Annotated in this window: 16 protein-coding genes; 4 read left to right on the top strand and 12 right to left on the bottom strand. The window is 67.1% G+C overall.

Annotated elements, in window-relative coordinates; translation table 11 throughout:
- Window positions 1-101: 101 nt before the first annotated feature.
- From SFB74_RS28280 to SFB74_RS28265, 4 genes are all read left to right on the top strand, one after another.
- Complete coding sequence (locus tag SFB74_RS28280; RefSeq protein WP_432727748.1) at window positions 102-3188, top strand: glutamate ligase domain-containing protein; 3087 nt, start codon at window positions 102-104, stop codon at window positions 3186-3188.
- 392 nt (window positions 3189-3580) lie between these two features.
- Complete coding sequence (locus tag SFB74_RS28275) at window positions 3581-5404, top strand: peptidase domain-containing ABC transporter (RefSeq protein ID WP_432727747.1); 1824 nt, start codon at window positions 3581-3583, stop codon at window positions 5402-5404.
- Between the two features lie 52 nt (window positions 5405-5456).
- Window positions 5457-6773: an HlyD family type I secretion periplasmic adaptor subunit gene (locus SFB74_RS28270; protein ID WP_432727746.1), complete on the top strand. Its 1317-nt coding sequence runs from the start codon at window positions 5457-5459 to the stop codon at window positions 6771-6773.
- Window positions 6770-8389: a TolC family protein gene (locus tag SFB74_RS28265; protein ID WP_432727745.1), complete on the top strand. Its 1620-nt coding sequence runs from the start codon at window positions 6770-6772 to the stop codon at window positions 8387-8389. Before SFB74_RS28270 ends, SFB74_RS28265 begins: the two co-directional genes overlap by 4 nt.
- 126 nt (window positions 8390-8515) lie before the next feature.
- On the opposite strand, the gene SFB74_RS28260 is transcribed toward SFB74_RS28265, so the two are convergent.
- The 12 genes from SFB74_RS28260 to cpaB all read right to left on the bottom strand — a co-directional run bounded on the left by SFB74_RS28260 (window position 8516) and on the right by cpaB (window position 21563).
- A complete protein-coding gene (locus tag SFB74_RS28260; protein ID WP_432727744.1) occupies window positions 8516-9949 on the bottom strand; it encodes a sigma 54-interacting transcriptional regulator in 1434 nt (477 codons plus the stop codon).
- An 18-nt stretch (window positions 9950-9967) separates the two neighbouring features.
- A complete protein-coding gene (locus SFB74_RS28255) occupies window positions 9968-12034 on the bottom strand; it encodes a TadG family pilus assembly protein (protein WP_432727743.1) in 2067 nt (688 codons plus the stop codon).
- A gap of 14 nt (window positions 12035-12048) precedes the next feature.
- The gene (locus SFB74_RS28250; protein ID WP_432727742.1) at window positions 12049-12546 is read right to left on the bottom strand and encodes a TadE/TadG family type IV pilus assembly protein; all 498 of its coding nucleotides are present in this window, start codon (window positions 12544-12546) and stop codon (window positions 12049-12051) included.
- Entirely contained in the window at window positions 12543-13031 is a 489-nt protein-coding gene (locus tag SFB74_RS28245; RefSeq protein WP_432727741.1) for a TadE/TadG family type IV pilus assembly protein, read from the bottom strand. Before SFB74_RS28245 ends, SFB74_RS28250 begins: the two co-directional genes overlap by 4 nt.
- Before the next feature lie 38 nt (window positions 13032-13069).
- Entirely contained in the window at window positions 13070-13546 is a 477-nt protein-coding gene (locus SFB74_RS28240; RefSeq protein WP_432727740.1) for a DUF3613 domain-containing protein, read from the bottom strand.
- The gene (locus SFB74_RS28235; RefSeq protein ID WP_432727739.1) at window positions 13543-14457 is read right to left on the bottom strand and encodes a hypothetical protein; all 915 of its coding nucleotides are present in this window, start codon (window positions 14455-14457) and stop codon (window positions 13543-13545) included. The genes SFB74_RS28240 and SFB74_RS28235 overlap by 4 nt, the downstream gene beginning before the upstream one ends.
- Before the next feature lie 65 nt (window positions 14458-14522).
- Window positions 14523-15494, bottom strand: coding sequence for a type II secretion system F family protein (locus SFB74_RS28230; RefSeq protein ID WP_432727738.1), 972 nt, complete (start codon window positions 15492-15494; stop codon window positions 14523-14525).
- Window positions 15491-16489, bottom strand: a complete 999-nt coding sequence (locus tag SFB74_RS28225; RefSeq protein ID WP_432727737.1) for a type II secretion system F family protein — start codon at window positions 16487-16489, stop codon at window positions 15491-15493. The genes SFB74_RS28230 and SFB74_RS28225 overlap by 4 nt, the downstream gene beginning before the upstream one ends.
- Entirely contained in the window at window positions 16482-17804 is a 1323-nt protein-coding gene (locus SFB74_RS28220) for a CpaF family protein (RefSeq protein ID WP_432727736.1), read from the bottom strand. The genes SFB74_RS28225 and SFB74_RS28220 overlap by 8 nt, the downstream gene beginning before the upstream one ends.
- A gap of 4 nt (window positions 17805-17808) precedes the next feature.
- The gene (locus SFB74_RS28215) at window positions 17809-19092 is read right to left on the bottom strand and encodes an AAA family ATPase (protein WP_432727735.1); all 1284 of its coding nucleotides are present in this window, start codon (window positions 19090-19092) and stop codon (window positions 17809-17811) included.
- Window positions 19093-19134: 42 nt separating this feature from the next.
- Complete coding sequence (locus SFB74_RS28210) at window positions 19135-20523, bottom strand: type II and III secretion system protein family protein (RefSeq protein WP_432727734.1); 1389 nt, start codon at window positions 20521-20523, stop codon at window positions 19135-19137.
- A 41-nt stretch (window positions 20524-20564) separates the two neighbouring features.
- Entirely contained in the window at window positions 20565-21563 is a 999-nt protein-coding gene (cpaB, locus tag SFB74_RS28205; protein WP_432727733.1) for a Flp pilus assembly protein CpaB, read from the bottom strand.
- Window positions 21564-21644: the final 81 nt, after the last annotated feature.

Here is a 21644-nt window from a genome sequence, read left to right as displayed (position 1 = left end):
CGCGATGACCTCGGTGGTGGCAGTTCCCGGACCGCGTACACGTCACCAGAGCGAAAGCAGATGACGGGCGTGGCCGGTTTCCCGCATCCGAACGGGGCCGAATGATGTCCTTCCAAGACCAGCTCCACGCCTGCCACGAACGCCTGGTGTCGGTGTGTGCGGCGCTGCCGGCTCCTTACCCGGCGTTCACGCTGTTCTTCTCCGTCAGCGACGGCTCGCAGCGCGCGCATGTCGTGCACGCGCGGGCCGCCGACTTCGAGACCGCGTGGCGCGAAGGCGCGGGGCATGTCGAGCGCTGGGTGCGCGAGCGCGGCATCGTCTCGCCCTGGCTGCGCATCGACTGGGTGGAGGGCGCGAGCCCGATGGACTGGGCCCAGTTCAAGACCCAGCTCACCGCGGTCAAGCGCAACTACTTCCGCCTCGGCCTGGCCTTCGACAAGGACTTCGCGCTCGCCTTCACCGAGCAGGAGCTCAATGCCAACGCCATGCTGTGCGGCGACTCGACCATCGCGCATTCGGTGGTGAACGCGCGCAACTTCGAGGTCTACGGCCAGGCGCGCTTCGAGTGCTCGCCGCCGCTGGACATGTCCTCGGACCAGCCCGTCTACCTGCTCGCGACCGTGGGCGTGTTCTGCCAGCCCGACGGCGTGGTGCACAAGCTGGTGGGCACGGGGCTCGACGCGGGACGGCGGCAGCTGCCGGCGCTCACCCCGCAGTCGGTGCTGGAGCTCGTGCGCAGCGGCTCCTCGTACCTGGCGCGCCAGGTGCAGAGCGACGGCCTCTTCGTGTACGGCTACTTCCCGTGCTTCGACCGCCGCATTCCCACCTACGACGCGATGCGCCACGCGAGCGCGGTGTACGCCATGCTCGAGTCGTGGGAGCTCACGCGCGACGAGACGCTGCGCGCGGCCATCGACCGCGCGCTCGACCACCTCACCAGCTCGCTGATCCGCGACTACATACTGCTCGACGGCCGCGCGGTGGCGTTCCTCGTCGACACCGGCGGCGAGATCAAGCTCGGCGGCAACGCGGCCTGCGTGCTCGCGCTCGTGAAGTACTGCGAGCTGATGGACACGCGCCGTTGGCTGCCGCTGCTCGAGAAGCTCGCGCTGGGCATCGCCTCGATGCAGGACCCGGCCACCGGCCGCTTCAACCACGTGCTGCACGCGGCCGACCTCACGGTCAAGCAGGCCTCGCGCATCATCTACTACGACGGCGAGGCCGCCTACGGCCTCATGCGCCTGTACGGCCTCACGCGCGAGCCGCAATGGCTGGCGGTGGTGGAGAAGGCCTTCGACCATTTCATCGCCAGCCAGCACTGGCAGGCGCACGACCATTGGCTCAGCTGCTGCGTGTGCGAACTCACGCACTGGAGCCCGCAGGAGAAGTATTTCCGCTTCGGCCTGCAGAACGTGGCGGGGTATCTCGATTTCGTGCTCGACCGGAAGACCACCTTCCCGACGCTGCTCGAACTCATGCTGGCCGCGCAGCAGATGCTCCAGCGGCTCGAAGGCATGCCCGCGATGCGGCACCTTCTGGACGAACTCGACACCGAGAAGTTCTACCGCGCGCTCGACTACCGCGCGCACTACCTGCTCAACGGCTTCTTCTGGCCCGAGATGGCGATGTACTTCCGCCGGCCGTCGACCGTGGTGGGCTCGTTCTTCATCCGCCATCACTCGTTCCGCGTGCGCATCGACGACGTGGAGCAATACCTCTCGGGTTTCGCCGCCTACCACCGCTATCTCGTGGAGCGCCGCGCCGCGCCCGGTGCCGCGGGCACGGGCTCCGGCGGCGGGCGCGACGACGGCGCCGTATGGACCGCCAGCGAAATGGCGCGCGTGACCGGCGGCGAATGGGTCGTCAAGCCCGAGGACGGATGGCGCGCCGCCGGCGTGGCGCAGCGCTCCTTCATGCGCAAGGGCCGCGTGGTGTTCGACCACCAGACCCGGCCTTCCAAGACGCCGCTGGCCGCCGTCACGCTCAAGGGCGTGCTGCAGCCGGCCGCCGCGGTGCTGTGCTCCGACCCCAAGCCGCACCTGGACAAGCGCGTGCCCGTGCTCAAGGTGCAGAACGTGCTGCAGGCGGTGCTGGAGCTGGGCGACCATGCGCGCGCCGAATTCACCGGCCGCGTGTGCGGCGTGCTCGGCAGCGGCGCGGGCAGCAGCACCGTGGCCGCCATGCTCGCCGGCGCGCTGACCGTGTGGGGCGAGGTCGGCCAGCCCGAGGGCAACGTGAGCCTGCCGTCCGGCATCGCCTGGAACATGACCTGCATGCCGAGGCACGCGTCCTACTGGGTGCTGGAGATGGGCACCTCGCACATGCCGGCGTCCGCGCAGCTGGTGCGGCCCTCGCTGGTGGTGGTGACGGGGCTTTCCACCGCGTCGCAGAAACACCGCGGCCCGAGCGAGGCCGCGGCGCGGCTCGACAGCCGCGTCTTCCTGGCCATGGCGCCGGGCGATGCGGTGGTGCTCAACCGCGACATGCCCGAGTTCGCGACTTTCGCCGAAGCGGCGATGGCGCAGCAGCTGCAGATCGTCACCTACGGCGAGCACAAGGACGCCGACGTGCGCCTGCTCGCCTTCGACCACGGCGAGGTGCAGGCGCGGGTGGCGGGCGAGCCCTTCCAGCTGCGGCTGAACGCGCCGGGGCGGCACATGGGCGCGAGCGCCATCGCCGCGCTCGCCGCCCTGCAGGCGTTGCGCCTGCCGCTGGCCGCTGCGGTCGAGCCCTTCGCGCACTTCGAGCCGCCGGGCGGGCGCGGTGCGTTGCACACCATTCACATCGGCGGCGGCAGCTTCAAGCTGATCGACGAGACCTACGACGCCAACCCGAGCTCGATGCGCGCGGCGCTGGAGCTGCTCTCGCAGGCGCCCTGCGAGCCGGCGCGGCGCGTGGCGATCCTCGGCGACATGCAGGAGCTCGGCCCCGCCGCGCAACGCCACCACCTCGACCTGGAGGCCGAGCTGCTCGCATCGCAGCCCGACCGCGTGCTGCTGTGCGGGCCGCTGATGCGCGCGCTGCATGCGCGTATCCGCACCAAGGTGCGCTCGCACTGGTTCGTCGATGTGTCCGATCTGTCGACCGCGCTCGGCGGGCTGCTGCAGCCCGGCGACTGGGTGCTGGCGAAGAGTTCCGCGGGCGTGGGCCTGTCGCGGCTTGCCCGGGTTTTGAAAGCACTGCCATGAGATTGAACGCACTCCTGCACTCGGCCTTCGAACACGAGGCGCCGATGCGCCGCCAGCAGCCCTCGCGCCGATGGTGGCTGGGCTGGCTGCAGCTGCTGTGCGCCTGGGTGTTGTGCATGCTGCTGTGCGCCAACATCGCGCTGGTTTTCGCGCAGGATTTGTCAGGGCAGACGGGGGAGGCCAGGGCAGGGAGGCCGGCCGGTTGCGCGGTAACGGGAAGCGCCGCGCAACCGGGTCCGGTTCACGGGATCAGGGCCGATGTGGCGAGAGGGCAAAGACTGCCGTGCTGATGTGTGTTTGAAGCAAACGGTGAGTGAATATTTGCCTTGTAACAGTCGGGTAACAGTTGATAATGACGCAGGCGTCATTGCACGACGAACCGGCTCTTTCCCATGATCAAGTTCCTCCTGCCAAGCCAACTGGTTGCCGAGACTCCGGACGAGCCCGGCGCCAGTCCCTACGCCGGCGCGCTGAACGCCGCGTTCCGCGCGGCCTACCCGCTCGTGAAGAGCGCGGCGTGGCGCTCGCTGCCCATCAGCCTGTTCGGGCTGCTGCCTTCCATCTTCCTGCTGCAGGTGTATGACCGCGTGCTCTCGCGCAGCGGCACATCGACGCTGGCCGCGCTGGTCAGCGGCATCCTGTTCTTCCTGTGCATCGAGTTCTGGCTGCGCACGCGCCGCTCGCGCCTGCTGCGCAACGCGGGCGCGATCGTCGACCATGGCGTGTCGGGCGCATTGCTCAACTCGATGCTGGGCCGCCCGCTGCGCGCGCTGGAAGCGCGGCCCGCTTCGGTGTGGCATCTGTACTTCCGCGACGTGGCCTCGGTGCGCGGCACCATCACCGGCGGGCTGGCCCAATCCATCTTCGACCTGCCCATGGCTGTCTTCGCGCTGGTGGTCATCGGCATCGTCGCGCTGCCGGTGCTGCCGGTGGTGGCGGTCTTCCTCGGGATCATGTCTTTCCTCGCGTGGTGGTGGGCCGACGAGGTGCGCTCCGGCCGCGTCGAGGAAGTGCAGCGCGGGCGCGGCCTGGAGCGCGTGACAGCCGAGATCTGCAACGCGCGCGAAACCCTCAAGGCCCAGGCCAACGACGCGCCCACCATCGAGATGTGGCGCCAGACCTATAACGCCTGGCTCGCCGAGAGCTTCAGCAAGAACGGCCAGATCGAGACCGCGCGCGACGGCACCACCGTGCTGCTCACCGTCTTCTCCGTCGTGGTCGTGACCGTGGGCGCCGTTTCGGTGATGGAGCAGTGGATGACGGTCGGCGGCCTCGTCGCCTCGAACATGCTGGCGCTCAAGGCGCTGCAGCCGGTGGCCGGGCTGGTGTCCAACTGGCGCTCGCTGGCCACCGCCAAGGAAGCCGCCAAGCGCCTGGAGACCGTGCTGCGCGAGCCGGTCGAAAAGCCGCCCACCGGCATGACGCTGCCCCAGCCGCTGGGCCGCATCACGCTGAAGGACGTGAGCTTCAGCTTCACCGAGACCGCGCAGCAGCCTGTGCTGGAAAACGTCGACCTCGACATCGGCCCGGGCGGCCTGCACGTGATCGTCGGGCGCAACGGCGCGGGCAAGTCCACGCTGGTGAAGCTGCTGTCGGGCCTGTACACACCCACGCGCGGCATCGTCAGCATCGGCGAGTACGACCTCTCGCAGTTCGGCCGCGAAGAACTCTCGCGCTGGATCAGCTACCTCTCGCAGGAGGTCTACTGGTTCGGCGGCTCGCTGATCGACGTGATGCGCCGCACTGCGCCCGGCCAGAGCGACGAGCAGATCGTCGCGGCCTGCAAGCTCTCGGGCGCGCACGACTTCATCTCGCGGCTGCCCGACGGCTACCGCACCATGGTCGGCGAAGGCGGCACTGGCGTGTCGGTGGGCGAGCGCCGCAAGCTCGCGCTGGCGATGAGCTTCCTGCGCAAGCCCTCGGTGCTGGTGCTCGACGAGCCCAGCAACGACCTCGATTTCCAGAGCGAGCGCAACCTGCTCGCCACGCTGCTGGCGGTGGCCAAGGTGCGCACCGTGGTGGTGGTCACGCATTCGCTGCGCATCGTCTCGGCCGCCAACGTGGTCTACCACGTCACCGGCCAGGGCAACGTGGAGCAGGGCACGGCGGCGGTGATGGTGCCGAAGCTGTTCGGCGTGAAGAAGCCGCTGGTGGCGCTGGGCGACGCGGAAGACGGCGCGGCGGGAGCCTCCCCGGCTTCCCGCTCGATGGCGTGAGCGGCGGGCGACGAACGATGAGTGACGAACGAAGAGTGATCGGGGACGCGACTTGAAATCAGACCTGCCGCAGATTCTTCAGGACGAGAACGAGAAGCGCGCGGCCCAGACCTCGCCGCAGGGGCGGCGGCGGCAGTGGATCATCGGCGGCGCGATCGCGGTGCTGGCGCTGGTCGGCCTCGGTTTTCCGATGGAGACCGTGGTGGTCGCGCCGGGCCGCGTGATTCCCTCGGACCGCGTGAAGTCCATCCAGCATCTGGAAGGCGGCATCGTTAGCAACGTGCTGGTGAAGGAAGGCGAGAAGGTCAAGCAGGGCCAGTCGCTGGTCGAGATCGACCTGGGCGGCAGCGGCCTCAACCTGGAAGAACTGACTGCCCGCTACGCCGCCACGCAGGCCACGCGCGTGCGGCTCATGGCCGAGAGCCGCGGCCAGCCGCTCACGCGCCAGTCCTTCGCCACCGACATCGACGAAGGCGTGTTCGAGGGCGAGACCGGCGCCTACCAGGCCCGCGCGCTCGAGCAGCGCGGCGTGATGGCCGGTGCCGTGTCGGGCCTGGAGCAGGCGCGCAGCAAGAAGCTGGAGCAGGAGGCCAAGGTCAAGGGCCTGAGCGACCGGCTGGCGCTGATGCAGAAGGAACTGGAAATCTCCGAGCAGCTGCTCAGCGAGAAGCTGGTCGGCCAGGTGGAAGTGCTGGAGAAACGGCGCCAGGCCGAGAGCGTGCGCAGCGAACTCGCGGTGGCGCGCCAGGGCGTGGTCTCGGCCAACGCCTCCATCACCGAGGCGCAGGCCAAGATGGCGGAGGCCGAAGGGCGCTTCCGCCGCCGCGCGTCGGACGAACTGGCCACCGTCGAGCGCCAGTTCGCGAGCCTGAGCGAAGACCTGGCACGCGCGCGCACGCAGCGCTCGCGCACGGTGGTGAAGGCCCCGTCGGACGGCATCGTGAAGGGCCTGCGCAACTCCAGCCCCGGCTGGGTGGTGAAGCCCGGCGAGTCCATCCTCGAGGTGGTGCCCGACGAGGACGAGATCATGGTCGAGGCGCGGCTCAACCCCAACGACCGCGGCTTCATCGAAGTGGGCCAGCAGGCGCGCGTGAAGATCACCGCCTACGACTACCTGCGCTACGGCGCGGTCGACGGCAAGGTCAGGCTGGTGGCCGCCGATGCCGACCGCGACCCGGCGATTTCCAACGGTGCGCCCTACTACCGGCTGCTCATCAGCATGTCGCAGTCGCATGTGGGGCGCCCCGAGAACCGCATCACCGCCGGCATGGAGTCCGAAGTGGACCTGCGCGTGGGCACCGACCCGTTCATCTGGTACATCCTGCGACCTGTGCTCAAGCTTCGCCGCGAAGCTTTCCGCGAACCATGAAGTACCGCAAACCGGTCGATCTGCGTCGCGTTGGCACCGGCGCCGTCTGCGCGGCGCTGTGCGCGGGCTTCGCGCTGCCGCCCGCTGCCTTTGCGCAGGAACAGCAGCAACCACTACAACAGCAGCAGCTTCCGGATCTGCTTGTGCAGCAGCAGGAGATCGAAAGCGCCACGCGGCTGACCGTGTCGCGCAGGCTCTCGGCGCCTTCGCTGGGCGCCGTCAGCTATGCGCAGCAGGTGAAACAGGCGCTGATCGCGCTCTCGCAGGACTACCCTGAGGTGCAGACCGCGCAGGCGGCCGCCAACACCAGCAGCTACGGCGTGGATGCGGCCAAGCAGGCGCGCTACCCGAAGTTCAAGGTCGGCACCTCGTCGGGCAACTACAACAGCGGCGCGGCCAACGCCAAGACGCAGAGCTACACCGTGCTCACGGCCGAGGCCCGCGTGAGCCTGCTCGACGGCGGTGCCATGAGCGCCGCGCAGCGCGCCGCCGAGGCGGGCAACCAGGCCGACGACGAGGCCGTCATCACCACCTCGCAGAAGGTGGTGCTGGACGCACTCACCGCCTACCTGCAGGTGCAACGCTTCGACCTCAAGAAGCAGATCGCGCACAAGGCCTCCGAGGTGGTGGCCGAGCTGTCGAAGGCCGAGGCCCGCCGCGTGGCGCTGGGCGTGAGCGGCGACAACGACCTCAACATGGCCGCCTCGCGCCGCGCGCTGGTGGCCGCGCGCGAGTCCGACTTCGAGGCGCAGCGCGACGAGGCGCTCGCCAAGTTTCGCAACTACTTCAAGTTCTCGCCGAATGCCGAGTCGCTGCCCGTGCTCGCGGCGCCGCAACAGTGGCGCATCGGCACGCAGGAAGAAGCGCTGCGCCGCGCCGAGGCGCGCAGCACCGAGATCGCCGAGGCGCAGGGCCGCATCGAGCGGGCGAGGGCGCTGGCCGACCAGCAGGACGCGAGCCTCTATCCGACGCTCGACGCGGTGCTCGTGAAGAGCAAGGACCCGCGCGGCGTGTCGCCGCAGGACCCGACGCGCGCGGCCTTCGAACTCAACTGGAACTTCGGCAACGGCTTCGACCGGCAGCTGCGCATGAAGTCGGCGCTGGCCGAAGTCGCCAACCAGGAAGCCAAGCTCGAAGGCGTGAAGCTCAACCTGTTCGAGCTCACGGCGGCCTCGTGGTCGCGCACCGTCTCGGGCCGCGAGCGCGAGAAGCAGCTCATGGAGGCCGTCAGCACTTCCGGCCAGGCCTTCCGCGGCCGCCGCCGCCTGATGGAGTTCGGCCGCGAGACCCTGCCCAAGGTGCTCGACGCGCAGCTCGACTACTACACGCTGCTCTTCGACTACGTCGACGGCGTCTTCGACCTGCGCATCTCCGAGCTGCGCCTGGCGCGCACCACCGGCGAACTGCGCATCGACCCGGCCGGCCCCAACAACTGGATCGACCGCCTCTTCGGCGCGCCCAGCCGCCAGGTGCTCACCGAAGACGGCCTGCTCGCGAAGCTCTGCATCTCGAGCAACACGGCTTGCGCCAGCGAACCGATAGTGACCGAACGCGCGACCGGGGCAGCAGGAGCGCCGCCGGCCCTGCGCAGAGCCCAGCGCCTCTCCATCCCATAAACACGAGGCAAGCGAAGCGAAGCCAATTCGGGAACACCGAGGAACCGGCTTCGCCGGGCCTCAGGTGTTGCCCCCGGCAGGGGATTGGCGAAGCGACACGAAGTGCCGCGCAGCCTGGGAGCGAACCTACTGCTCTTCGGGAATGCCGGGCTCGCCGTCGAGGATCTGGTACTTGCGCATCTTCTCCCACAGCACCTTGCGGCTGATGCCCAGGTGCTGCGCGGTGTCCTGGCGCTTCCAGTCGTTGATCTCCAGCGCCGCGATGATGCGGTTGCGCTCGCTGCTGTTCCAGCCCTTGCGGTCCGCGCTGCCATCGATCGAGCCGATGCCGCCGCCGCTGCCGTTCATGCCGCCGTTGCCGGCCGATGCCGCCGGCGCGGGCGTGCCGCGCGTGAGCGCGATGGCGCGCTGGATCAGGTTCTGGTCCCAGCCGTGCAGCTGCCGCGCGATCACGCCCACGCGCTCCGCGAGGTTGCGCAGCTGGCGCACGTTGCCGGGGAAGTAGGTCTCGGCCACCGCGTCGCTGAGCCAATGCGGCGTCTCGCCCAGGGCTTCGAGTTCTTCGCCGAGCACGTTGCTCAGCAGCGCCTTGAAGATCGCGATCTTGTCGATCTCGCCGCGCTCCTCGAGGCTGGGCACGTGCAGCTCGATCACCGCGAGCCGGTAGAACAGGTCGGCGCGGAACTCGCCGCTGGCCACCATCTCGCGCAGGTTGCGGTTGGTGGCAGCCACGAGCCGGAAGTCCACCCGCACCGGCGCCGTCGCGCCCAGCCGCGTGACCGCGTTGTCCTCCAGCACGCGCAGCAGTTTGACCTGCTGGTAGCGCGGCAGGTCGCCAATTTCGTCGAGGAACAGCGTGCCGCCCGTGGCCTGCTCGAAGTAGCCGCGATGCGCATGCACCGCGCCCGTGAACGAACCCTTGGTATGGCCGAAGAAGAGCGACTCGAAGAGCCCGTCGGGAATCGCGCCGCAGTTCACCGCAACGAACGCGCCCTTGCCATAGCGCTGGTGGCCCAGGTGCAGCTGCTGCGCGATGCGCTCCTTGCCCACGCCCGTCTCGCCGCGCACCAGCACGCTGTGGTCGCAGTCGGCAAAGGCGTTCACCTCGGCCAGCAGCGCCTTCATCGCCTCGGAGTGCGCCACCAGCACGTCGGGCGCCTGCGGCGCCACCTCGCGCGCGCGCAGCTGCCGCACCAGCTTCGCGACCATCGTGCGCAGCTCGGCGCAGGTGAAGTCGTAGGGCAGCACGTGCAGGTACTCGGGCGGATAGGTGCGCGAGTCGCGCTCGCGCGAGCCGGCCGCCACCCAGATCACCGGCATGCCCTGCAGCAGCTCCGTGGCATGCGCCAGCCCGCCGCTGTCGATGACAGTCACGCTGATGATCGCCACCGCTGGCCGCATCGCCACGCCAGCGTCCTGCGGCGGAGGCGGCATGCCGTCGGCCCGGACGACCTCCACGTCGAAGCTCGCCATGCACCGCGCGATGCGGTCGAGGATGTCGGCTTTGCCTTCCCAGACAAAGAGGTCGAGTTCGTCGAAATTGGCGGCGGGGGAATTCATCTTGGAAATACGCGCATATCAATAGACCAGCTGGGCGCCTCGATTGCAGGAGAGGCGGGCCCCGACCTCTGCTTGCGCTAGGTCGATTCCCAGAAGGTTCAGTAGCGCATTGACGGCAGGATCAAGCAGGGGGCCGAGTGCGTTCGTGACCACCGTCTGTAGAGTGTTCAGAAGGTTGCTGATCAGGCTGAAGGTGCCGTTCAGCAGGCCTCCGAGGACACCGCTGCTGTCGCTTGAGTAGGGCTGAATCTGGATTCCACCTAGCGTGGACCCCAAACTTTGCACAAGCGACGTAGAGCTAATGGCCTTGAATGATGGATCCTTGCCTGTGCCGTCATATGGCGCGGCATCGATCTCTGGTAGGTTTGCCGGAGCTGGAGCAACATAAGTCAGCGCGGTGCCACTTGCGCTTCCGCCGACGTCCGAGTTGACGACAAGGCCAAGTCCGGAGATGACAGTTTTCTGGGCAAGCCCCATGTCAGTCACATACGTACCGTTCGCAGCCTTCCATTTCTTGGGGCTGCAGATCAGCGACAGAAGACACCAGTCGAACTTGGCTTCGCGATAGCCGATCTCGACGATGCCTACAGGAGCGGCTGTTGCCGGCACAGAAGACGAAAAGATGTTCGAAACCTTGCCGACATTCAACCGAGCCACACTAGTGCTGGCTTGGACATTCAATGATTTGCTATCAGAGCTGTTGCATGTATGGCCTGTAACTAGTCCGGCACCGTTGCCAGCACTGATGCCAATTTCAATGGGTGCGGGAAGAGCTTGCGTGTAAATAACCTTTGTCACTGGGCAATTGCCGCTGCAGACAATCGTTGCAACCAAGTCGGACACAATTGTTCCGAGATTCAAGGTCGCGACGCTATCGAGAAAATTGATAAGTGGAGAGAGTGCTCCAGTCACAGTGGAAAGTAAGTTCGAAAGAAGGTTTGTGATTCCGTCGAGATTGACGGACAAGAGCAAACGGACTTGCGCAGTGCGCACGTAGATCCTGTTCGGATCGCTAACCCCGAGACTGGGATTCACGAGCATCGGATTTCCCACGGCCGAGACTTGGGGGGGCTCGACCACTTGTACCTTCGCTGTGACGCTGGCAATTCCAGGGACGGTGATCGGCACATTGGCTGCGAGGCCGTTCTTGCCGTTCGCTACCTGGATCATCCCTTGCACGAGTTGAAAGAGTTGAAGGTTGGTGCTCAGTCCAGCGGCGTCCGTTCCACTCGCGACGCCAAGAAGGTCGGCGAGTTTGAGAGTGAACGGCGCAGCCTGAACGCTGACGAGAATGTCGCGCAATGCCTGGATGGTGGCGGCGGCAGTGTTGCCGCTGCGTTCCATGACGGAGATCATGGCCTGGAGCAGGACGCCGGCGTCTACATTGGTCGCGAGCACCTGGTCATAGTTGGCGGCGCTGATGTTCAGGGCAATCTTGAGTTGATCGAGGAAGCTCAACAACTGGATGTCGGTGTTGAGCAGCCCCTGCCAGCCCGCAGTCTGGACCGAGAGCGAGCCACCCAGCAGACCGCCAAGAAGGGCGTTCAGCAATGCCGACTGCTTGGAGTCGATGCTCAGCAGCGTGCTACGAATGCTCAGCGAAGCGAGTGGCTGTCGTTGTGCGGCAAGTGCCTGCACGCTGATGGTGGCTGACTGGCTGCCGGAAATGCCTGGCAGGAGCAATGCGGGAGTCCTCGTGATGGTGACCCGTACCGCATTGAAAGCCTGGCCGGTACCGGGCGCTCCGAAGTACTGGGGTGCCGTCCGGTTGGGATTGCTCGGATCCCAGTTTCCGCATTCCACATCTGCCCCGGTGAGGGCAGGGAGCAAGGGCGGCATGTTTTGCGCAGCGTTCGTGACGGCTGCCGTCTTCGCGTCGGTGCAGAGAAATGGTTGAAGCGACTGGGCGCCCGACAGCGCCGCGAGGTCAGCGGTCTTCTGGAGCTCCCTCTTGACGAAAAAGAGGTATCCGAGCTGGGTGCCCAGCAGGGTGATGACAATCAGGCTCATCGCAATGGCCGTGTTGACCAGGACCGATCCCTGAATCCGCTGGCGACGAGAAAGGCTATGGAGTGCTGCGTTCATGGCAATGGAACTCCTCAGGACGATCGAAGTGCGATGGTCGAGCGACTCCGCAGTTGATCGGGCATCCATGTGCTGATATCCAGCAACGGTATTGATGGCAGCAAGCGGTTCGCGCTATAGGGGTAGCTCACTGTCACCACGTAGCTGGCTGTTGTTCCGGTGCCGCTCGTGGCAGGGTCGACGCTCACGTTGGAAACGATCCAGCTCCGCCTGGTTGTCACATCGGCATTTGCCGAGACGGGAACGATGAGCGAGTTGGCCAAGGCGGCGTAAACGGCGTCCTTGACCCGCGCGTCGCCTGCGACGGGCGACGTGACAAGGCCTGCTGTCCGGGCACCTTCTTCCGCGGCACGTGTCACGGCCTGCTGCGTATAGAGCACGGCGCCGAAGGTCGCGATCGCATAGAGCACGCTGAAGAGCACGCCGAAGACAAGCGCGAACTCGATGGCCGCCACGCCTCGCTGCAGGAAGCGGGTGCCCGTTCTGTGACCGGCCATCGGAATGCGGCTCATGGTGCCCTCCCGTCGAGGAGCATGCTGGCCTGGCCGACGATCTGGTCAGGCATGGCAAAACTGGGGAATGGCGGCAGCAGGAGTTTCAGGTTGGAGGCCTTGACGGTCACGACCATCTGGCATCGGGTTGCCCAGACGGCGCAGCTGGAGTCCGTGGGAGCAGTGCAGTTGTTGCTTGCCACTTCGCATACCGTCGCGTCGGCGGTTGGAGCCACGATGCTTGGCATCCAGTTGCTGCTGGACGTTGCAGTCGCCTTGGCCTGATCGGCACGCTTCGCAAGGGTGGGCTGGTAGCGCAACGCTGCTCGGGCACCGTCTTCCGCTGCGTTCTGCAGCCCCATGCGGAACGCGAACAGCATGCCGTAAGTGATGACCCCGTAGAGCAAGGAAAAGGAGATCAGGAACACCATGGCGAACTCGACCGCGTACGCGCCGCGCTGAGCGTGCGCATGATTGCGGTTGCGAAGTCGCAGGGTGCTGTCCATGGCCATGCCCGGTGCGTTTGTGCTGGCTGCGTGTTCGCCTATTTCGAGGCGGAGCCGCTGGAGCCCGAGCCGCCACCCGTCTGCTTCACGGTCGAGCTCATGCGCTCGGGAATCGGGAAATCGAAGCTCTTCAGATAGCGCTCGTAACTGCGGTTCGCGACGTTGCCGGCAATGGGGCGTGGCGTATTGGACGCAATCTCGCCGCCGCGCTGCCATGCGAAGAGATCACGCGTGGCATCTCCGACCTGCAGCGGTTCGTAGATGACATAGTCCTCCTCGTCCATCCCTTCCTGGCCTTGTGCGTGCTCAGGCATCGGTGCGGGCGCCGCTGCGGTTGCGGCACCCGCGACGGGCGCGGCCTTCGGCTCCTGAACCTTGGCCGGTGCGGGCTGGTTTTGCTGCTGTGCCTTCACCGTGGGCGTGATGGCCATCAGCACGGCTGCGATACCGAGCGCGGACAGCATGGCCAGACCATTCGTGGCAAGGGTGCGTACTTGTTTTTCTTCTCTTCTCATTGGGTGCCTCGTGAAGTCGAAGTCGGCGAAATGGAAGTCGCGGCATCCGCTGCGACGGGGTTGAGTTGGCTGGCCGTGCGGATGCCGCCGCTGCCGGACCATCTGGAGGCCTTGAGCATCAGCGGCTGTTGCTGCGGCACGGCCGTGTCTTCGCGCGCTGCCTCCGTGGCGGTGGGGAGTGGACGCACGACGGCAACGGAAGGTGGCGTGACGCGGGCTGCCGCGAGAGGCGCCGTGCCGCCCGCGCGCAGTTGCTGCGCCGCGTCTCGCACCGCCGCACGAGCCGCGGTTGACATGCGGTTGGCTTCCATCAGCCTCTCCGCCTGTTCGCTCTGACCCGTGACTTCGAGATACAGCGCGAGGTTCGACTGGGCCTGGGCGCTGTCAGGACGCAACTGCAGCGCCTGCATCAGCGGCAGCCGGGCCTCGTCGATCTGTCCCGCGCGCAGGCTGGCATAGCCCAGGTCGCTGAGCAGGGCTGCGTCGGTCGGTGTCAGGCGCTGGGCCTGTTTCAGCGACTGCACGGCTTCGGCAAAGCTGCCGCGCGCGCCTGCCAGCAGGCCGAGGCCGCGATAGCCGGCGCCTTCCAGCGGCGTTCCTAAGAGGCGCTTGTAGGCCTGCTCGCTCTCCACGGCCTGCCCCGTCTGGCGAAGGGCGTCGGCGCGCATGCGGGTCGATTCGGGCGAGACGCCCCAGCGCTGTTCGAGTGCATCGATGTGTGCCAGCGAGGCGAACCACAGGCCCTCCTTCTGCATCTGCTCTACAAGCTTGAGATACGTGGCCCTGGTATCGACCGCGGCACCTGCCTTGGTGTCGGCTGCTGCTTCAGCGGAAGCACGCTGCTGCGCATCGGCAGCGGCGGCGTACTGGTCCTTGAGCGCGCCGCACCCCGTGATCGCGATTGCGGCCATTGCCGCGGCGCCACAGGACAGAAGCCGGCCGGCAAGGCTCGTGCACACAGGAAGATCGAGGAGGGTCATTTGCCGATGGCTCCCAGTGAACGGAATATCGCGATGAAACCTGGCCCCGCAGTAACGATGACCAGCGCCGGCAGTAGCGTGGTCACCATGACGCCGGTCATCTTCACGGTGATCTTGCCGATGCGCTCCTTCATCTCGGAGCGGCGGCTTTCGCGCAGCCGGTCGCTGTAGATGCGCAGCGGCTCCTGCACGGCACCGCCATGCCTGTCGACCTGCACCAGCAGTGAGACGAGGCCGCGCATGTTTTCGTTCTTGTGCAGCGTTGCGAGGCGATGCAGCGAATGCTCGCGCGTGCGGCCCTGGCTGTACTGCGCGTTGGCAATGGCCAGTTCGAAACCAAGCACGCGAAGAACGTGTCGAAAGTCGGTCGCCATGATCTGCAGGCTCTGGTCCAGACTCAGGCCCACGCCCTGCAACAGGCGCAGCAGGTCGATGAACAGGGGCAGTTCCTGGGCCGCGCGTTCACGCCGCCCGGCGGCGATGCGGCCGAGCACCCATTTGGGAGCCATGAAGCCGACGGCGGTCGCAGTGGCAAGGACGATGGTGACGGTGCTGCGCGTATGCCCGCTGCTCCAGAAGACGTAGGCCAACAGCGGGAGCAGGAAGGCGAGAGAGATCCGCGCAACCAGGAAGATGAGTTGTGACCGCTTCGGCGGAAAGCCGCACTGGTCGATGAGGTTGCGGTCTTCATCTGCCACCAGCGCGCGGCCGAGCTTCGAATCCAGCCAGTGGAAGGGCAGATCGAGTTCGGGTTTGGGAGGGGCATCCTGATCCACGGCGAGTTCGACGGCGGACTTCGACCCGGGATCGGTGGCGACGGCCGCCTGTCTGATGGCCCGGCCGATGACCTGCCCGCTGCGCGTGCGACGCAACTCGGCTGCGATGAGCGCCGCGGCACCCACCAGCAGGCCAAGCGCTAGCAGCACGATGCTGAAGATGGCAAGCTGACTGGACGTGAGCGTCGTCATGCCAGCCTCGCCAGGCGATAGAGCAGCGCAGCGCCTGTCAACTGCAGGCCCACCGCGGAAAAGATCAGGATGCGCCCGGTGTCGTCGTTCCACATCCCCATGAAATAGCTGGGGTTGGTGAGGATCAGGAAAGCACCGACTCCCACTGGCAGCAGGCCAAGGATCCAGGCCGAAAGCCGTGTCTCGGACGATATGGCGATGAGTTCCTGCTCTGCCTGCTCGCGGTCGCGCATGAAGTTGCTCACGCGCTCCAGCAGCAGGTCGGCGCGCCCGCCGTAGCGTACGCCCAGTCCAAGGATGGACGCCAGCAGGTACATTTCCTCGATGCGCACGTTGTCCGCCGTCTGGTGCAGTGCCCGGTCGAGATCCACCCCCGCGCGCACCAGTGCCGCCGCACGCTCCAGGTGGCCGCGCAACGGCGCCTGCGTGGTCGCGATAGCGAGCTGGAATGCCGCCTGCGTGGAGTTGCCGATGGTGATCAGCCGCACCATGGCGTCGATATAGCCGGGAAGCTGGCGAATCAGCTTGCGGCGGAATTTCTGCAGCTGCAGCCACAAGGCGAAGCTCGTCAGAAGCACCAGCAAGAACAGCACACCCAGTGCCGCGAGCCAGCCGACCAGCAGGCCGACCAGCAGGACGACGCCGGCGATGGTTGCCAGTGCGAAGGCGATGGTGCGCGGCTCGACCACGCCCACCATCCATCCGGGGATCATCCGTTCGAGCAGGCTGGTGCGTTCGGGTGCAGGGGGCGCAGCCCCGTTATCCAGCCAGGGGTCGGTGGTGAGGCCGGAAGCAAGGCCATCGCTCGGTGCGTCCCTCAGCGGCATCGGTATCGGCGCTGCATCGGCCGCAGCGGCGGTCGCCTGGATCTGCTGGCTCAGATGCCGCCCCGTCGCCTCTCGCCCCTGCCTGCTCTTCGCCCACTGCCACAGCAGCAGCCCCGCGGCCGCCATCAGCAGCGCGATGCACAGCGCGACGAGCAGGGCTTCATGCACGGCCGTCTCCTCCGTGCTGCGCCGCGCGCTGCAGCGACTGGCGGAAGCGCGTGATCTTCGGCGAGTGCGGCGCGATGCCCAGCGATACCCAGCGGTCGCGCTCCTCGCCGTCGGGCGTGGCGATCGGCTCGTAGCGGTACAGCTCCTGCATCGCCACCACGTTGTCATTGACGCCCGTGACCTCGCTCAGCGAGATGATGCGGCGCTGCCCGTTCGACAGCCGCCCGATCTGCACGATGAAGTCGATGGCGTTGGCGATCTGCCGGCGCAGGCTCACTTCACTGCCCTGATAGCCCGCGAAGCCCGCGAGCATCTCCAGGCGGTAAAGGCACTCACGCGGCGAGCTCGCGTGGATGGTGCCCATCGAGCCCTCGTGGCCGGTGTTCATGGCCTGCATCATCTCGATGACTTCGGCGCCGCGCACCTCGCCCACGATGATGCGGTCGGGCCGCATGCGCAGGCTGTTGCGCAGCAGGTCGCGGATCGACACCACGCCCTGGCCGTCGAAGCCGCCGGGGCGGCTTTCGAGTCGCACCACGTGGCTGGTGCCGAGCGAGAGTTCGGCCGTGTCCTCGATGGTGATCACGCGCTCGCGCGCCGGGATGAAGCTGGCCAGCGCGTTCAGCAGCGAGGTCTTGCCCGAGCTGGTGCCGCCGCTCACGAGGACGTTGCAGCGCGCGCGCACCGCGATCTCCAGCAGTTGCGCCATGCCCGCGTCGAAGGTGCCGAGCTTCACCAAGTCGGCCGGCGTGAGCGGCTCCTTGCGGAACTTGCGGATCGACACCGACAGGCCGTCGATGGCCAACGGTTCGATGATCACGTTGATACGCCCGCCGTCGGGCAGGCGCGCGTCGACCATCGGGTTCGATTCGTCGAGCCGACGACCGAGCGGTGCGAGGATGCGCCGCACGATGCGCATCACGTGCTCGGAGTCGGCGAAGCGCACCGTCTCGCGCTCCAGCACGCCGTGGCGCGACACGTACACGTTCTGGTAGCCGTTGATCAGGATATCTTCCACGGCTGGGTCGTTGAGCAGGTCTTCCAGCGGCCCGAAGCCCGCGAGCTCCTTGGTGAGCGCGTCGGAGATGAGCTGCATCTCGCGGTCGTTGATCGGCACGCGGCGCAGCCGCACGAAGCTGTCGACCTCCAGTTCGACGAACTGCTGGATCGATGCGCGCGACCAGCGGCCGAACTCCGCGCCCAGCTCCTCGATGCGACTGAGCAGGTGATCGTGCGTCCAGCTCTTGATGTCCTGGAACTGCTGGGAGTTGATGAACGCCTGGTCGTCGTCGGCGAATTCGATATCGGTGGACATGGGCTCAACCTTCGTGTGAACTCTTCCAGAGGCCGGTGACCTGCGACATGAGCGCAACCCAGCGTGGATCCTTGGCCGGTGGCTGGCCCGTTGCAGACATGTATTCCTGGTGCAGGCTGCGGGCGAGTCCCGCCACCGCCTGCGCATAGGGGTCGCTGCGCGCGGTGCGCACCAGCATCTCGCCGCGGCTGGCGGCTGCGAGCAACTGGGCGCTGCGTGCGGGCAGCACGTGGCGCAGCGGCAGCTCCAGCCGCTCGGCGATGTCCTTGGCAGACAGGCCGACGTGGCTGTCGAACTTGTTCACCACCAGCGACAGGCGCTCGGTCTCGACGCCGCGTGCGCGCAGTTCCTTGAGCATGTTGGCCGTGGAGACGATGCCGCCGATGCTCTGGTCGCACACCACCCACGCCTGCTGCGCCTCGCGCACCGTCTGGGCCATGAAGTCGATGGTCGAGAAGCCGCCGAGGTCCGCGATCTGGAAGTCGAAGAAATCGGCAAGGCGCTTGATCAGCGAGACCGAGTCGGCGTGCGAGATCTCGCGCACCTGCGCGAGGCTCGCGGGTAGCGGCAGGATGGCCACGCCGCTGGTGTGATGCGCGAGCGCGGTGTGCAGCAGCGTCTGGTCGAGCCGGCGCAGGTTGCGCACGCCGTCGACGAAGCTGAAGCCGCTTTGCGTGTCGAGGTAGAGCAGGCCGTCGCGCGCGGGCAGGCCCAGGTCGAGCAGCGCAACGCCGTGTCGCGAGCTGCGGCCCGGCGGGCGCTGCGGCGCCTGCGTGAGCTGGTCGTTCAGCGACAGCGAAAGGCTGGTGGCCAGCGTGGTCACGCCGAGGCCGGCGCGCGCGCCCAGCAGGGCCAGCGTGCTGCCGCGCGTGCCGCCCTGCAGCGTGCTGCGGCGCTCGAGCAATGTGCGCAGCGTGACCACTGCGTCCGTGGGCGGCGCGGCCATGTCGATGAAGTCGTCCACGCCCGCGCGCAGGGCAGAGAGCATGGCGGCGGGCTCTGCCGACACGCCGGTGGCCAGCACCGGCAGCGTCGGCCAGTCGCGCTTGAGGCGCTGGTGGAGCTGGCTGGCGGTTGCGCCCTGGTCGGGCGAGAAGTCGATGAAGACCGCCACCGGGCCCAGGAGGGCGATGCGCTCGTCGATCGACTTCGTGTCCGGCGGCAGGACCACCACGGAGCCGAGGGTGCCGAGCGCATCGGTTAGCCAAGTGATGTGGCCGCCGTTGCTCGAAGCGAAGAGATAGGTCTCGCTGCCTGTTTCAGGGATGCTGTCGCGTGGTGCGTTCATGGTGCCAGCCTGCGATGCATGTTCCGGGTCATCGGGTTGTCGTCAGCGGGAGAAGCCGGGGACGGCGGTGTCGGCCGCTCCGCCGAGGAAGTACGAGCGCCACACGGCGCCGTCGCGCTGCTCGGCGGTGCCGGGCAGATACGGTGTGAGGTCGGTACCGCGCGCGATGGGCTTGACCAGGTGCGGCGTGACCAGGATCACCAGTTCCTTCTCCTTCATCTGGTAGTTGTTCTTGCTGAAGAAGGTGCCCAGGATCGGCAGGTCGCCGAGCAGCGGCACCTTGTCCGCGTTCGAGGTGGTGGTGCGGCTCACGAGGCCGCCGATGATGAAGCTCTCGCCATCGCCCAACTCGACGGTGGTGTCGGCGCGGCGCGTGGTGATGGCGGGCACTGCCACGCCATTGAGGCTCAGCGAATTGGTGTAGTCGAGGTCGCTGGCCTCCGGTGCCACCTTGAGCACGATGCGCTCGTTCGACAGCACCGTGGGCGTCAGCGTGAGGCCGATGCCGAAAGGCTTGTATTCGATGCTGGTGGTGCCCAGGCCCTGTGGCACCGGGATCGGCAGTTCGCCACCGGCCAGGAAGCTCGCGCTCTGGCCCGACAGCGCCACCAGCGTGGGCTCGGCGAGCACGCGGGCCATGCCGTTGCCCTCGAGGAAGCCGACGTTCATGCCGATGCCGGCCTTGCTGAAGTTGAAGAGAAGGCTGAAAGCCTGTGCCAGCGGATTGTTGTATTCGCCGCTGATCTGGCCGTTGGACGAGAAGCTTGCGGAACCGAGCGAGGACGGTGAGAACACGCCGAAGCTGAAACCGCTGGAGTTGGGCCGCGTACTGAAGATGTTCAGGCCGGCCTGCTTGAGCACGCTGCGATTGAATTCCACCACCTTCACTTCGACCTGGACGGTGCTGCTGCGCACGTTCACGATCGAGCGGTCGATCAGGTCGGCCTTGTCGGCGGTGCTGGCCAGTGCCGTGTCGCGCGCCTGCTGGTGAGCGGTCATGCTGTCCATCGATCCGGCCAGCATTGCCGTACGTCGGCGCACCTCGATGACGTAGCTGGTGGCCGCCGAGTTGCCCTTCTCCCAGACCATCAGCGAGGTACGCCCTGCGGCCTTGCCGGTCACGATCAGCCGTGCCGCAGGCGAGTTCGGCGTCTTGCGCGTGATGGTGACGCCGGCCACGGCCTCGTCGCCGATGGCCATGCGGTCGATACCCTTGTCGATCACCAGTTCCTGCTGCGTTCCAGCGCCCAGCACGATGGGGCGTTGCGCTTGCGCGCGTGCCGGCTGTGCGTCTGCTGCCATCGATGCCAGCGGCCAGACGGCTTGTGTCATCGCGCACAGGGCGATCAGAGACGGGCGTAGCAGCCGCGACGAGGTGTTCATGAGGCTGCGCGTGGCACGTGTCGACTGCTCGCGAGGCGTGGTGTGCATGTGTTGTTTTCCTGGATGACGGGTGTCGGCTTGCTGCCTGCTCAGTAGTTCACGGTCTCGCTGCGTTCGCCGCGAATGACTTCGACTTGAAGCCCGCTGCGCGCAGGGCCGGCGGCACGTGGCGCGCCGGTGGCCGCGGTGCGGACTTCGGCGGCTTGAGGACGGACGCCGGGACCCTTGCCTCCGGTGACGAGGTCGGCGGCAGTCAGTCCCGCCTGTGCGCGGTCGAGCCCTTCGAGCGGAGCGCGACGTGGCTCGCCTGCCTTGGACGGCGGCGGTTGCAGGGCCGTGGGCAACTCGGCGAAGAGCTTCGGGTCGGGCTCCGACAGGTCGGTCGGATTGCGCAGGGCGAGCATCAGGCGACCGCTGGCATCGCCGATGGTCAGCCGGTTCACTTCGTCGACCGGCACGGCGAGTACAGCGGTGCGGGCCTGCTCGTTGCGCTGGGCCTGCTGGGCTGCGGCCTTGTCCGCCGACTTGGAGGGCAGCCCGTCGACGGAGGCGCTGCCGAAAGCCAGCACGCGCTTGCGCGCGAGCAGCAGGCGTGCCTGGCTGCGGTCCACGTCCTTGCCGTCCGACTTGAGCATGATGAAGACGTCGACGAAGTCGCCCGGCTGGATCTTGTTGCCTACGCCCATGACTTCGTCGGCCTTGACCGCCACGGCGCGCTCGCCTTCGCCGATGCGCAGCGCGAGGCCGGAGACCAGTTGGTTTTCCATCACTGGCGTGCCTTCGGCGAGGTCGAGCACTGGCACGCGTCCGGTGGCAACCGTCACTTCCTGGAAGGCGCCGGCCGGATTGATCGTCAGCCGTTCCACGCGCAGCGCATCCGCGGGAATCGCCTGGCCTGCAGGCAGCGGCTTGGCCGCCACCACGACCGGATAGGTGAGAGCCTGTTGGGTCTTGGCGGGAGCGTTTGCCGGATTGGCGACCGTCGCTACTGGTGCGAGCGCCTGCCGGCTCAGCATCCACGCATAGACGCCCAGCGCGATGGCCAGGAGCACCAGGATGGCTGCAATGATTTTGGAGAGATTGATCATGGGCGGCGGGCTGGGAAATGAGGGCAAGCGATCATGAGAAATGGGAGATGAATGGCCTGCAGGAACAGAGGCAGATGGCTG

Source organism: Variovorax xiamenensis (genome assembly GCF_050916385.1).
Lineage (GTDB): Bacteria > Pseudomonadota > Gammaproteobacteria > Burkholderiales > Burkholderiaceae_C > Variovorax.
Note: the sequence above shows the minus strand (reverse complement) of the source record. Positions and strands in the feature narration are given on the sequence as shown.

What these genes read in the sequence shown, in the direction of transcription:
- cpaB (WP_432727733.1), bottom strand. Translation starts at nt 21,563, where the DNA reads ATGATCAATCTCTCCAAAATCATTGCAGCCATCCTGGTGCTCCTGGCC.
- SFB74_RS28210 (WP_432727734.1), bottom strand. Translation starts at nt 20,523, where the DNA reads ATGCACACCACGCCTCGCGAGCAGTCGACACGTGCCACGCGCAGCCTC.
- SFB74_RS28255 (WP_432727743.1), bottom strand. Translation starts at nt 12,034, where the DNA reads ATGAACGCAGCACTCCATAGCCTTTCTCGTCGCCAGCGGATTCAGGGA.
- SFB74_RS28260 (WP_432727744.1), bottom strand. Translation starts at nt 9,949, where the DNA reads ATGAATTCCCCCGCCGCCAATTTCGACGAACTCGACCTCTTTGTCTGG.
- SFB74_RS28280 (WP_432727748.1), top strand. Translation starts at nt 102, where the DNA reads ATGATGTCCTTCCAAGACCAGCTCCACGCCTGCCACGAACGCCTGGTG.
- SFB74_RS28230 (WP_432727738.1), bottom strand. Translation starts at nt 15,494, where the DNA reads ATGACGACGCTCACGTCCAGTCAGCTTGCCATCTTCAGCATCGTGCTG.
- SFB74_RS28250 (WP_432727742.1), bottom strand. Translation starts at nt 12,546, where the DNA reads ATGAGCCGCATTCCGATGGCCGGTCACAGAACGGGCACCCGCTTCCTG.
- SFB74_RS28265 (WP_432727745.1), top strand. Translation starts at nt 6,770, where the DNA reads ATGAAGTACCGCAAACCGGTCGATCTGCGTCGCGTTGGCACCGGCGCC.
- SFB74_RS28215 (WP_432727735.1), bottom strand. Translation starts at nt 19,092, where the DNA reads ATGAACGCACCACGCGACAGCATCCCTGAAACAGGCAGCGAGACCTAT.
- SFB74_RS28235 (WP_432727739.1), bottom strand. Translation starts at nt 14,457, where the DNA reads ATGGCCGCAATCGCGATCACGGGGTGCGGCGCGCTCAAGGACCAGTAC.
- SFB74_RS28245 (WP_432727741.1), bottom strand. Translation starts at nt 13,031, where the DNA reads ATGGACAGCACCCTGCGACTTCGCAACCGCAATCATGCGCACGCTCAG.
- SFB74_RS28220 (WP_432727736.1), bottom strand. Translation starts at nt 17,804, where the DNA reads ATGTCCACCGATATCGAATTCGCCGACGACGACCAGGCGTTCATCAAC.
- SFB74_RS28275 (WP_432727747.1), top strand. Translation starts at nt 3,581, where the DNA reads ATGATCAAGTTCCTCCTGCCAAGCCAACTGGTTGCCGAGACTCCGGAC.
- SFB74_RS28240 (WP_432727740.1), bottom strand. Translation starts at nt 13,546, where the DNA reads ATGAGAAGAGAAGAAAAACAAGTACGCACCCTTGCCACGAATGGTCTG.